At 69.6% G+C, this 13,066-nt stretch carries 9 protein-coding genes; 3 read left to right on the forward strand and 6 right to left on the reverse strand.

What is annotated here, in order from left to right; translation table 11 throughout:
- Positions 1 to 6 precede the first annotated feature (6 nt).
- Both CEK69_RS15855 and CEK69_RS15860 read right to left on the reverse strand, forming a co-directional pair.
- Positions 7 to 1,764, reverse strand: coding sequence for an ABC transporter permease subunit (locus CEK69_RS15855; RefSeq protein ID WP_152246626.1), 1,758 nt, complete (start codon positions 1,762 to 1,764; stop codon positions 7 to 9).
- Positions 1,765 to 2,283: 519 nt separating this feature from the next.
- Positions 2,284 to 5,073: a bifunctional diguanylate cyclase/phosphodiesterase gene (locus tag CEK69_RS15860; RefSeq protein ID WP_152246628.1), complete on the reverse strand. Its 2,790-nt coding sequence runs from the start codon at positions 5,071 to 5,073 to the stop codon at positions 2,284 to 2,286.
- Between the two features lie 163 nt (positions 5,074 to 5,236).
- Here CEK69_RS15860 and CEK69_RS15865 point away from each other — a divergent pair, with 163 nt between their 5' ends.
- Both CEK69_RS15865 and CEK69_RS15870 read left to right on the forward strand, forming a co-directional pair.
- Entirely contained in the window at positions 5,237 to 7,339 is a 2,103-nt protein-coding gene (locus CEK69_RS15865; protein WP_226975187.1) for a PAS domain S-box protein, read from the forward strand.
- A gap of 4 nt (positions 7,340 to 7,343) precedes the next feature.
- A complete protein-coding gene (locus tag CEK69_RS15870; protein ID WP_010341742.1) occupies positions 7,344 to 9,068 on the forward strand; it encodes an EAL domain-containing protein in 1,725 nt (574 codons plus the stop codon).
- Between the two features lie 161 nt (positions 9,069 to 9,229).
- On the opposite strand, the gene CEK69_RS15875 is transcribed toward CEK69_RS15870, so the two are convergent.
- The 4 genes from CEK69_RS15875 to flgA all read right to left on the reverse strand — a co-directional run bounded on the left by CEK69_RS15875 (position 9,230) and on the right by flgA (position 11,908).
- Positions 9,230 to 10,453: an ATP-binding protein gene (locus CEK69_RS15875; RefSeq protein ID WP_017915057.1), complete on the reverse strand. Its 1,224-nt coding sequence runs from the start codon at positions 10,451 to 10,453 to the stop codon at positions 9,230 to 9,232.
- Positions 10,454 to 10,538: 85 nt separating this feature from the next.
- Positions 10,539 to 10,877 (reverse strand): flagella protein, encoded by a 339-nt coding sequence (locus CEK69_RS15880; RefSeq protein ID WP_026143350.1) that lies wholly within the window; start codon positions 10,875 to 10,877, stop codon positions 10,539 to 10,541.
- A 2-nt stretch (positions 10,878 to 10,879) separates the two neighbouring features.
- Complete coding sequence (flgM, locus tag CEK69_RS15885; RefSeq protein ID WP_026143351.1) at positions 10,880 to 11,197, reverse strand: flagellar biosynthesis anti-sigma factor FlgM; 318 nt, start codon at positions 11,195 to 11,197, stop codon at positions 10,880 to 10,882.
- Between the two features lie 66 nt (positions 11,198 to 11,263).
- Positions 11,264 to 11,908: a flagellar basal body P-ring formation chaperone FlgA gene (flgA, locus tag CEK69_RS15890; protein WP_148828688.1), complete on the reverse strand. Its 645-nt coding sequence runs from the start codon at positions 11,906 to 11,908 to the stop codon at positions 11,264 to 11,266.
- A 113-nt stretch (positions 11,909 to 12,021) separates the two neighbouring features.
- On the opposite strand from flgA, the gene CEK69_RS15895 reads away from it, so the two are divergent.
- Positions 12,022 to 12,972, forward strand: coding sequence for a chemotaxis protein (locus CEK69_RS15895; RefSeq protein ID WP_026143352.1), 951 nt, complete (start codon positions 12,022 to 12,024; stop codon positions 12,970 to 12,972).
- Positions 12,973 to 13,066 lie beyond the last annotated feature (94 nt).

The following is a 13,066-nucleotide window of genomic DNA, read 5'->3' on the forward strand; positions in this document are numbered from 1 at the left end:
CAGGAATCAGTCGAAACGCAGGCGGCGTTCGGCGAAGACGTACAGACGTCGCCAGACCGCACGGTTGAAGAGGGTCACGAACAGCGACATCACCGCCACCCCGAGTAGCACCCGCGGGCCGTCGCCGGCGGCGGTGGCGCGGGCGATGTATGCACCGAGGCCGTAGGCCTGCACCTGGGTGTGGCCCCAGCTGGCCAGCTCGGCCACGATGCTGGCGTTCCAGGAACCGCCCGATGCGGTCAACGCACCGGTGATGTAGTACGGGAAGATGCCGGGCAGGATCACCCGCCGCCACCAGGTCCACGAGCGCAGGTGGTAGATGGTGGCGGCCTCGCGCAGATCGGTGGGAAACGCACTGGCGCCGGCGATCACGTTGAACAGGATGTACCACTGGGTGCCGAGGATCATCAGCGGCGACAGCCAGATGTTGGGATCGGCGCCGGTGCTGACGATGGCCAGCACCGCGAACGGGAACAGCACGTTGGCCGGGAACGCGGCCAGGAACTGCGCCAGCGGCTGCACCCGCTGCGCCACCTTCGGGCGCAGCCCGATCCACACCCCGATCGGCACCCACACCACGCTGGCCAGGGCGATCAGCACCACCACCCGCAGCAGCGTGGCCAGGCCGCCGCCGAAGGCCTCGGCCAGGTCGTGCAGGCCCAGGTGGCGGCGGCCATAGTCGTAGGCGAACCACGCCGCGGCCGCACCGGCCAGGGCCAGCGCCGCGCTCCACAGCCGATCGCCCCACACCCCGCTGCGGCCGGGTGCCTGCGGCGCGGCCTGCAGTTGCGGCTGGCGCCGCGGCGTCCAGCGCACCAGCATGGCGCGCTGCCAGACCCAGGCCAGCGGCGCGACCAGGCGCTTGGCCAGGCGCGTGCGCCGCAGCAGGTCGTACAGCCACGACTGCGGCTTGTCCTGCGAGGCGGTGAGTTCGGCGCGGAACTTGTCCGACCAGGCCACGATCGGGCGGAACAGCAACTGGTCGTACAGCGCGATCAGCACCGCCATCGCCACCACCGCCCAGCCGACCGCGGCGAAGTTGCGCTGGGCGATCGCCAGCGCCAGGTACGACCCGATGCCGGGCAATTCCAGGGTGTGGTCGCCGACGCTGATCGCCTCGGAAGCGACCACGAAGAACCAGCCGCCGGACATGGACATCATCATGTTCCAGATCAGCGAGGGCGTGGCGTACGGCGCCTCCAGCCGCCAGAAACGCTGCCAGGCGCTGAGCCCGAAACCGCGCGACACCTCGTCCAGGTCGCGCGGCACGTTGCGCAGCGACTGGTAGAACGAGAACGCCATGTTCCAGGCCTGGCTGGTGAAGATGGCGAAGATCGAAGCCAGTTCGGCGCCGATCTGCCGGCCGGGGAACAGGCCCAGGAAGAAGGTCACGGTGAAGGTAAGGAAGCCCAGCACCGGCACCGACTGCAGGATGTCCAGCGCCGGCACGATCACCCGCTCGGCGCGCCGGCTCTTGGCGGCCAGGGTCGCCACCACGAAGGTGAACACCAGCGAGGCGGCCATCGCCGCGAACATGCGCAAGGTGGTGCGCAGGCCGTATTCGGGGAGCTGCCACAGGTCCAGCGACACCGCGGCGGTGCCGGCCGGCGGCAGCGGCGCGCGCATGTCGGATGCGCCATGCAGCAGCAACGCACCCAGGCCCAGCAGCAGCGCGAACACCGCAAGATCGTGCAGGTTGGGCAGTACGCCGGGGCGTGCGGCGAGCTGTCCGGGCGCGGAGCGGTCGCGGGCGAATGGCAGCATGGGAAGATCCGGCAGGAGCGGCAGCGAACGCCGCAGGAAAAAGGACGCTGGCGCGGGTCGCGAAGCGGACCGCCCAGTGTGACCGGGGAAGATGTACGCCGTGCGTCAGCCGCTGCCGGCCGCGCGGGTGTCCCCAGACAATGCGGTGCACGCACGCCGTCGCCACACGACGCAACCGCGCAGCGACGGACGGCTCAGGGAGGATGGCGATGGCAGGCGCATGGGCGGCTCCGACGATGGGAACGCCAGGGGCTACGCTCGGAGTCCTCGCGGATCGGGCTTGCGCATTCTCGGAATCAAGGCCAGCCGCGCGGGGCTGGCGAACGATCCCGTCCTGAGCGGACGGGACCCATCTGGGACGACCCAGACCGTGGCGGTCCTGTCAGCTCTGTCGCTGCAGCGTCGGTCTAGGATGACTGTCCAAGGAAGGTGGCCTCTGGCCGGAAAACGATGGGCGCGCGCAGTATAGCCAGCTGCTGCGTCGCCGCAAGCCCGTGCGGCGCACGCGGTGCCGCACATTCACTGCGCAGCCAGCACCAGCCGCGGGTGTGTGGCCGGCGCCACCTGCTGGCGCGCGCGCAACCAGGCAGCCAGCTCGCGCGGCGGCAGCGGCCGCGCGTGCAGATAGCCCTGGATCTCGTCGCAGCCCTGCTCGCGCAGCAAGGCCTCTTCCTGCACGGTTTCCACGCCCTCGGCCACCACCTGCATGCCCAGCGCGTGGCCGAGCTGCACGATCGCCTGGGTGACCTTGGCGGTGCCGCTGTCGTGCAGCATGTCCTGCACGAAGCTGCGGTCGATCTTCAGGCGCTGCACCGGGAAGCGATTGAGGTAATGCAGGTTGGAGAAGCCGGTGCCGAAGTCGTCGACCGCCAGCAGCACGCCTTCCTGCTCGAACAGTTCGAAGCAGCGGCGCAGCGATTCGCTGTCGCGGATCAGCGCCGACTCGGTCAGCTCCAGCTCCAGCCGCTTCGGCGACCAGCCATTGCGCTGGCACAGCTCGATGACCCGTTCGGCGAAGCCGCGGTCGCGCAACTGCATCGCCGAGACGTTCACCGAGACCCGGTCGAAGCTCAGCCCCGCCGCATCCCAGGCCGCGGCCTGGCGGCAGGCCTCGCCGATCACCCAGTCGCCCAGGCGCACGATCTCGCCGCATTCCTCGGCGATGGGAATGAACTCGGCCGGGTTGCAATGGCCGTGGCCGGGGCGATGCCAGCGCAGCAGCGCTTCCACCGCCGGCGCGCGCTCGCCCGCCGCGTGCACCAGCGGCTGGTACACCAGCGAGAACTCCTCGCGGTCCAGCGCGCCATGCAGCGCATGCTCGATCTCCAGGCGCCGCTGCGCGCGCAGCAGCACGTCCTGGCTGTAGTAATGGCAGGTGTTGCGTCCGGACTCCTTGGCCGCGTACATCGCCGCGTCGGCGGCGCGCAGCAGACCGTCGAAGTCCTGGCGCCCCTCCTCCATCAGCGCGATGCCGATGCTGGCGCCGATCTTGATCACGTTCTCGCCGCTGTGCAGCGGCTCGGCCAGCGCCGCGATCAGCTTGCGCGCCACGTGCCCGGCATCGCCCGGCTCGGCCAGGTCGCGCAGCACCACCAGGAACTCGTCGCCGCTGAAACGGCCGAACAAGTCGCTGGTGCGCAGTTGCTGATGCATGCGGGTGGCCGCCAGCTTCAGCAGCGCGTCGCCGGTGGCGTGGCCGAAGGAATCGTTGATGCTCTTGAAGCCGTCCAGGTCGACGAACAGCATCGCCAGCGTGGTGCCGCGCTCCACCGCCTCGTGCATCGCCTTCTCGGCCTGCTCGCGCAGCAACTGCCGGTTCGGCAGGCCGGTCAGCAGGTCGTAGTGGGCCAGCAGCTCGATGCGCTCGCTGGCCTCGCGTTCGCGGGTGATGTCGCGGAACAGCACCACGAAGCGCGGCGGCAGGCCGTCGCGTTCGTCCAGCTCGATCAGCACCTGCACCCAGATGCGCTGCCCGGACGGGCGGTGGAAGCACAGGTCCAGTTGCTCCGGCAGGCCGCCCTCGGTGATGCGCACCAGCGCGGACTCGAACGCATCGCGCGAGTCCTGGGTGTACAAGGCCAGCGCGTGATCCAGATCGATGGCCTCCTTGCGCAGGCCATGGATGCGGTAGCACTCCTCGGTCCACTGCATGCGCCGGGTGCCGACCTCGATCTCGCAGCCGCCGATCTTGCCCAGCGCCGAGACGCGGTTGAGCAGCTCGGTGCGCCAGCGGATCAGGGCGTCGGTCTGGCGCTGCTCGGTGATGTTCTGCACCTGGCCGAGCACGCGCTGGATGCGGCCGTCGGCCTCCACCTGCGGCTGCGCCCACACCCGCAGGTGCAGCGGCGACTCGCTGCCACACACCAGCTCGACCTCGAAGTTGGCCGGCTTGGCCTCGCGGGCCATGCGCCGCCAGACCGAGATCAGCTGCGCCATCGAATCGCGGCTGAGCAGGCGCAGCCACCCGCGGCTGCTCGGCGCCTGCTGTTCGTCCAGCCCGGTGACGCGCAGGAATTCGCGCGAGCACCACACCCGGTCGCGCAGCGGATCCCAGGACCAGCTGCCCATGCGGGTCATGCGCTGCGCCTCGCGCAGCAGGGTCTGCTGGTCGCGCAGGCGCTGCTCGAGCAGCTTCTGCTCGTGGATGTCGGTGTGCGTGCCGATCATGCGCAGCGGGCTGCCGTCGGCGGTGCGCGCGACGATGCGGCCGCGGTCCAGGATCCAGTGCCACTGCCCGTCCTGCCGGCGCAGGCGGAACTCGCACATATAGGTTTCGGTGCGGCCCTCGAAATGCGCGCGGATCGCCTGGCGCAGGCGCTCCTGGTCGTCGCCGTGGACCAGCGGCAGCAACGCGTTCAGGCCGTCGGCCGGGGCATCGCCGGCGTAGCCGAGCATCCGCTTCCAGCGCTCGGAGCGGAAGATGGTGTCGCTGGGGATGTCCCAGTCCCACAGCCCGTGCTCTGCGCTGTCCAGGGCGATCTCCCAGCGGGTGGCGCCATCGCTGCCGACCGGTTCGGGCACGCTGAGGGTGTAGGCCAGCAGGCCGCCGCTGTCGTCGCGCACCGCGCGCAGCCAGCCGTCCAGGCGTCGCCCGGCGGTGCCGGGCAAGGCGCAGGCCAGCATGGTCTCGCCGCCGAACAGGCGCTCGCGGGCCGCACGCAACAACTCGGCGTACGCCTCCACGGTGCGCGGCAGCTCCAGTGCCTGCGCTGCCCGGTTCGCCGCCAGCGGCCTGCCGTCGGCGTCCAACAGGACGAGCGCCGAGGTGAGCGGGTGCTGCAGCAAGCTTGCGATGACGCCTTGATCCACGCCGAGATGCTCCGTTTCGCCGCCCTGAAGGCCAGCGGTCGAAGGTGATAGCGGCACCCGGCGGCATTAATTGAGCGCCCGCACCGCCCGACCATGGGCCGCGGCGGCCGTCAGCGGCTAAGATGTCCGCCGGACACGGACCACCGCAGCAGGCTGCCGGGGCATGCAACCACAACGCGACAGCTCCCTGCCCCATCAGGCGACCTCCGGCATGCGCCTGGCGCAGCGCCTGGACCGCGGCATCTGGAGAGTGGTGCTGCTGTACGTGCTGCTGGGACTGGCGCTGTCGATCGGCAGCGATCTGGTTTTGGCGCATTTCGTAGACGATCCCCGCACGTTGATCGTCCTGCAGTTGGTCAACGACGCCCTGTTCCTGACCCTGACCGCAATCGCCCTGTACTACCTGCTGCGCCCGCTGGTGCGCGCCGCGGTGCAGGCGCACACCCGGCTGGCGCTGTCGGAGGCCGGCTACCGGCAGATGTTCCACGCCAATCCCAGCCCGATGCTGGTCTACGACCTGGAAAGCCTGCGCATCCTCGACGTGAACCCCACCGCGGTCGCCTTCTTCGGCTGGTCGCACGACGAGTTCGTCGGACTGGAATTGGCGCGACTGTGGCCGCCCAGCGCCAGCGCCCGCCTGGCCGAGGTGATCGAGACGATCCGGCAGACCCCGTCCAAGACCTGCGTGGTGGCCGAGCCGCTGCGCCTGCGCGACGGCACCCAGTGCATGGCCGAGGCGCGCAGCACCAGCCTGGACTACCACGGCCGGCAGGCGCGGCTGGTGGTGATCAGCGACCGCAGCGCCGAGTACGACGCGCAGCGCCGCCGCGACCAGGCCCTGCAGCATCTGCAGGAGGCGCAATCGATCGCGCGGCTGGGCTCCTGGCAACTGGACCGTGCCAGCGGCCTGGGCAGTTACTCCGAGCAGGTCTACCGCATGCTCGGCCGGCGCGTGCCGGACCAACCGCGCCAGCACCGCCTGGAAGAACTGCTGGTCCCGCCCGACGTGGCCTCGCAGGCGCGCATCCAGCGGGTGATCGAGGACCTGTGCGGCAGCGCGCCGCTGCAACTGGACATGCTGCTGCCGGTGCTGGCCGCCGACGGCCAGGCGCGCATGCTGCATCTGCGCGCCGAATCGTCCAGCGACGACGCAGGCGGCGCCTGCGTGCACGGCACCCTGCAGGACGTGACCGAGCACGAGCGCTCGCGGCGCCTGCTGCACGAGCGCGAGGAGCAGTTCCGCGAACTGGTGCGGGTGCTGCCGGACGGTGTGGCGATCCTGCACCAGGAACACGTGCTGTACGCCAACGCCGCCTGCGCCGGGCAGTTCGGCTTCGAGGGCGAGAACCTGCTCGGCGAGCCGCTGCAGGGTCTGGTCGACAGCGCCGACCTGGCGCTGGTACGGCAACGGATGGGCGCGGCCGGGGCCAAGGGCGAACGCGGTGCCACCGCACGCATGTGCCGCCGCGACGGCTCGCTGTTCCATGCCGGGCTGTCGTTCGGCAACGTCCGCTACAGCGGCCGCGACTGCAAGCTGCTGATCGTGCGCGACCTCAGCGAACCGGAACGCATGCGCGACGCGCTGGCGCAGAGCAACCGCGAACTGCAGGCGATGGCGCGGCGCCTGTTCTCGTTGCAGGAAGACGAGCGCCGCGCGATCTCGCGCGACCTGCACGACGACATCGGCCAGGCGATCACCGCGATGAAGCTGTCGGCGCACGCGGCGCTGGACGAGACCGACGCCGAGCGCCGCCGCGAGGATCTCAGCGAGATCGTGAGCCTGGCCGACAGTAGCATCACCAAGCTGCGCAACCTGTCCACGCTGCTACGGCCGCCGCAGCTGGACGCGCTGGGCCTGGAAGCGGCGCTGCGCTGGCAGGCCGGCATGCTGTTCCGCGCGTCGCCGGTGCGCCTGCACCTGGACATCGCCACCCTGCCCGAGCGCCCCAGCGGCGAGGTCGAACAGGCCTGCTTCCGCATCGCCCAGGAGAGCCTGACCAACGTGCTGCGCCATGCCAGCGCCGGCGAAGTGCGGATGACCCTCGGCGACGAGGAGCACCGCCGCCTGCGCCTGGAAGTGGTCGACGATGGCGACGGTTTCGATCCGGCCGGGCCGCGCGGCCTGGGCCTGATCGTGATGCGCGAGCGCGCGCAGAGCGCCGGCGGTACCCTGCAGATCGACACCGCGCCCGGCGCCGGCACCCGGGTGACGCTGTGCCTGCCCTACACCACCGCGGCACCACCGTCGCCCCCGCCTGGAACCTGAGCCGATGTGGAATCCCGCCAGCGCCGTACCCGTGGACGACGAACTGCCGTCGCGCCTGGGTGCGGGTCATCCCGCCCTGACCGGCATGATCGCCGAGGCGCTCGCCGGTGGGCCGGGGGTGATGCTGCTGCACATCGACATCGACCACTTCGCCTCGATCAACGAGAACATGAGCCCGGAGGTCGGCGACCAGGCGCTGGCGCTGCTCGCGCACCGGCTGCAGGCGCACCTGCGCGGCCGCGGCCTGCTGTGGCGCCATGGCAGCGACGAACTGGTGATGGCGGTACCGCGCACCGCCGACGTGCCGCCGCCGGAAGCCTTCGCCGAGGAGATCCGGCAGCAGATCGAGCTGCCGCTGTCGGTGCTGCCGTACACCCTGTTCATGACCGGCAAGATCGGCGTGAGCCTGTGTCCGGAGCATTCCACGCGGCTGTCGACCCTGCTCGACTTCGCCGAGGATGCGGTCTACCAGGCCGCGCGCGAAGGCGGCAACCTGGTGCGCCTGTACGCCGCCGACGGCCCGCCCAGCGCGCACAGCGAGAGCATCATCTCGCGGCAGATCGTCGACGCCATTCCCAACGGCGAGCTGCGTCTGCGCTACCAGCCGATGGTCAGCGCCCGCGACGGTCGCGTGGTCGGCATGGAATCGCTGCTGCGCTGGCAGTCGCCGACCCTGGGCATCCTGGTGCCGGAGCGCTTCATGCGCACCGCCGAGCGCCTGGGCGTGATCGTGCAGATCGGCACCTGGGTGATGGAAGGCGCGCTGCGCCAGGCGCGGCTGTGGCGCGACCAGGGCTTCGACGACTTCACCATCGCGGTCAACGTCTCCACCCTGCAGTTGCTGCGCCCGACCTTCTTCAACGAAGTGATGTCGGCGCTGCAGGCGGCCGGGGTACCGCCGCAGATGGTGGTGCTGGAGATCAACGAGAGCGCGTTGACCAACAACGTCAACTTCGTCCACGAGACCCTGGCCAACCTGTGCCGCGAAGGCATCAGCCTGAGCCTGGACAACTTCGGCACCGGCGACTCCAGCCTCAGCGCGCTGGTGCGCTACCCGGTGGACAAGCTGAAGATCGACCGCAGCTTCATCAAGAGCGCACCGGCCGGCAACCGCGAGGCGGCGATCGCCCGCGCGATCATCGCCATGGGCCACCAGCTGGGCATGGTGGTGATCGCCAACGGCGTCGAATCGCAGGCGCAGCTCGGCTTCCTGCGCCGCAACGACTGCGACATCTTCCAGGGCTACCTGTTCGGCGAACCGATGTCCGCCGAAGCGGCGGGCATGGCCCTGCGCCGGCGCTACCTGCGCCCGGAATCGTTCACCGAGACCCGCCCGGACCGCACCCTGCTGCTGCTCGACGACGAAGAGAACGTGCTGCGCTCGCTGGTGCGGCTGTTCCGCCGCGACGGCTACCGCATCCTCGCCGCCGGCAACGTCCGCGACGCCTTCGACCTGCTCGCCACCAACGACGTGCAGGTGATCCTGTCCGACCAACGCATGTCCGACATGAGCGGGACCGAGTTCCTGGGGCGGGTGAAGATGCTCTACCCCGACACCATCCGCCTGGTCCTGTCCGGCTACACCGACCTGGCCACCGTCACCGACGCGATCAACCGCGGCGCGATCTACCGCTTCCTGACCAAGCCGTGGAACGACGACGAACTGCGCGAACACATCCGCCAGGCCTTCCGCACGCACGACGAACAGCGGCGGGATGCGGGGCCCTGAGGGGCTGGGAATCGGGAACGGGGAATCGGGAATGGGAAAAGCCGCATTGCGGCTTTTCATTTTTCAGGTCAGGTCAATATGGCGACATCGGCGGCACGGAAAGCCAACAGCGTCAGCGCTCCCGCTTTTCCGATTCCCCATTCCCGATTCCCCATTCCCAGCTACTTCGGCTGCCGCACCGGAATCACGATCCGGAACGTCGAGCCCTCGCCGACGACGCTGCTGACATCGATGCGGCCGTGGTGCTTGTTGACGATGCCGTAGGAGATCGACAGGCCCAGGCCGGTGCCGCTGCCGACCGGCTTGGTGGTGAAGAACGGGTCGAAGATGCGCTGCAGCAGGTCCGCCGGAATGCCGGCGCCGGAGTCCTTGAACTCGATCCACACCTCCTCGCCGTCCTGGCCGGTGCTGACCACGATGGTGCCGCGCTCGCCGATCGCCTGACCGGCGTTGAGCAGCAGGTTCATGTACACCTGGTTGAGTTCGGACGGCAGGCACTCCACCAGCGGCAGGTTGCCGTAGTGGCGCTCCAGGGTGACCTTGTACTTGAGCTCGTTCCAGATGATGTTGATCGTCGATTCCAGGCCCGAATGCAGGTCCACCAGCTTCCACGACTCCTCGCGGCCGGAATAGGAGAAGTCCTTCAGGTCGCGGACGATGCGGGTGACCCGCTCGATGCCTTCGCGCGACTCGGCCATCAGCTGCGGCAGGTCGCGGCTGATGAAGTCGATGTCGAAGCGGTTGCGGATGTCGTCGATCTCCGGGATCAGCGCCTTCGGATCCGGCGCGCGCAGGGCGCGCTCGTAGGCCTCGATCAGGGTGAACAGGCTGCGCAGGTATTCCTGCAGGCTGCCCAGGTTGGAATGGACGTAGCCGATCGGGTTGTTGATCTCATGGGCGACGCCGGCGGCGAGCTGGCCGATCGAGGCCATCTTCTCCGACTGCAGCAGTTTTTCCTGGGCGCCGTTGAGGCGCAGGTAGGCCTGGCGCAGCTCGGCGTGGCGTTGCTGCAGTTCCTGCTCGTAGTCCTGCTGGCCTTCGATGCCCTGGATCAGCATCAGGTAATGGCCGCCGTCCGCGTCGGCGTGGAAGTACAGGTGCGCCAGCACCACGTGCTGTTCGGTCGGCAGGCTGCCGCTCCAGCGGCCACTGCTGCGCGCCTGCGACAGCGCGTCGCCCGGCAGCCACTGCGCCAGATGCGAGGCCAATGCGCCGGTGTCGGCGCTGGAGGAGAGATGGCGGCGCGCGGCGCTGTTGGCGAGCAGCAACTGGCCGTCGGCGCGGAACAGCACCACGCCTTCGTACAGCAGTTCGCTCAGGGCGAGCAGGTTCTCGCGTGCGGGCAGGACGAGCGGTGCGTTGGGATTGATTTCGGCGAAATTCACGACAGGCGGCGGGCGATCGATGGATGCCCAATATACGCCGTTGCCGCCGGCGGATGCGCGTCCCGCAGTCGGACTGCGCCGCGGCTTAGGCGACCGCCAGCGGACGCTGGGAGAGCGGCGTGCTGGACTCGCCGTTGGCGTCGTAGGACGACGCGCTCTCGCTGCGGCCGAGGTGGCGCAGCGCCCAGTTGACCTCGCGTCGGCGCCGCGACAGCAGCGCGCCGTTGGCGCGATTGGCGTCGGCCAGCTCACGCAGCCGCAGTTCGGCCTCGGCGCCAGCGGGCACGTCGGCCTCCAGTGCGCGCAATGCCGCCAGCTTGGCGCTGGTCGCCTGCATGAGGCCTTCCACGTTGTGATCCAACAACGCCTGGCGCTCGCCGGCGAGCGCGTCGCTGAGCTGCTGCAGGGGGTTGGTCACGGACATGTTCATGCGCCGAGTTGCCGATCCATGTCGATCATGCGGCTGGCGATCGCGTCGGGGTTGATCTTGTAGCTGCCGTTCTGCAGCGCCGAGCGCACCGCATCGACGCGGCTGCTGTCCACCGCCGGCGCGGCCGACAGTTGGCGCTGCAGGGTCTGCAGGCCGGACGCTTCGCCGGTCAGGCGCAGGCTATCGGTGGCTGCGGCCGCACCGACCGCACGCTCCTTGCCTTCCTCGGACGCGCCGGAGGCGGCCTTGGTCGAGACGGACGACGTGCGAAGGGTGGCCGGGCTCGGCAAACTCCCTTCAATTTTCTGGGTCATGACGGACATCCTGTTACGGGTTCGGTGTAGGTAACGGCACAGCGTCGGAGAACTTTAGCCGGATTCTTAGCGCGTCACTAAAACGTCGCCATTTTGTGACACAGTTCCCTGAACGATGCGCTTGGACGACAGGTTTTCGACGGTCACCCGCTCGTTTTCGCCCGCATCGCCCAGTGCACGCCCGGACATGCGCACTTCCAGGCCGCCACTGCGTGCCACCAGCGCCACATTGTCGCCGCGCCGGACCAGCCGCGGCGCGACCAGGTCGGTGGCGGACAGCAGGGTGCCGGCCGGCAGGGTTCGCCGCACCACCTTGCCGATCGCCGCTTCCGGCTCGGTCATCGCGGCGCCGACGATGCGCGCCGCGTCGCGCTTCTCGGGGACGATATCGGCCGCGCCGATGGTTTCTCCAGCGGACAGGCCGCGCGCCAGCACCAGCACATGCTGCATGCGCCGCACCTTCACCGGGACGAACAGCCGCCAGCCGGTCTCGCGCGGGCAACTCACCTCCACGGTCGTGGTGCCGGTCGGCTGCGCCTGCAGCGGCACCGGGCACAGCGGCACCCGCACCGAGGGGTCCAGGGTCGCCTCGGCATCGGCGTCGGCCCCGGCCAGCGACAATGCCGCGGCACGGATCGACTCCACCGGCTGGAAGTCCGCGGCCCAGGCCGGCGTCGCCGCCAGCAGGACCAGCAATAGGATCGGGCGCATGGCCGTCTCTCTGGGAAAGGTCGCCGGCACCATGCAAAGGCCGTGCCGCAAACCGCACGACCGATCCGGACCGCGCCCTCAAGTTCCGCCGCGCAGGCGCCGATATGAACGCCATGAGTCATGACCTTCTCAACCGAATCGACCAGCGCACCCGCTTGGCGGGCCACAACCGGCTTGCCCTGCTGCTGTTCCGGCTGGGCGGTCGTCAGCTTTTTGGCGTGAACGTCTTCAAGGTGCAGGAAGTGCTGCGCCGCCCGGAGCTGTTCCAGGTGCCGGGGCTGCCGCTGCAATTCTCCGGCGTCGCCGACGTGCGCGGGCGCTCGGTGCCGGTGCTCGACCTAGGCCTGGCCATCGGCCATCCGGAGCGCGAGCCGAACGCGGACACCGCCCCAGGCTATCTGGTGGTGACCGAGTTCAACCGCTCGGTCCAGGGCTTCCTGGTCAGCGGCGTGGAACGCATCGTCAACATCGCGGTGGAAGACATCCATCCGCCGCCGGAACTGGGCGCCGAGTCCAGCTACCTGACCGCGGTGACCCGTTTCCAGGGCGAGCTGATCCAGGTGATCGACGTGGAAAGCGTGCTGGCCGACATCGCCCAGACCCGGGTCGAGGCCAACCTGGACCCGTCGCTGGCGCTCACCGGCCCGCAGCTGCAGGTGCTGGTGGTAGACGACTCGCGCGTGGCGCGGCAGCAGATCCGCAGCGTACTGGACCAGCTCGGGGTCGGCGCGACCCTGCTGTCGGACGGCCGCCAGGCCCTGGACCATCTCTTGCAGATCCACGCCGCCGGCGAGAATCCGGCCGAACGCTACGCCATGGTGATCTCGGACATCGAGATGCCGGCCATGGACGGCTACACGCTGACGACGGAAATCCGCCGTCACCCCGGGCTGGCCGGCCTGTACGTGCTGTTGCACACCTCGCTGTCGGGCGTGTTCAACAATGCGATGGTCGAGCGCGTGGGCGCCAATGCCTTCGTGGCCAAGTACAGCCCGAACGAGCTGGCCGAGTACGTGCTGACCCGGCTGCGGGTGGTCGCCGCGGCAGCGCAAGCGGCCGCCTGACCCGGGCGCCGCGTCTCGCTGCGCGGCCTGCCTGACGTTCTTATAGAGCGCGGGCGTCCCCCGCCTCCCGAGGCCCCCCTGATCTCACGGGACC

The sequence above is a fragment of the Xanthomonas sp. LMG 12462 genome (genome assembly GCF_009192885.1).
In the GTDB taxonomy this organism is placed as follows: Bacteria; Pseudomonadota; Gammaproteobacteria; order Xanthomonadales; family Xanthomonadaceae; genus Xanthomonas_A; species Xanthomonas_A sontii.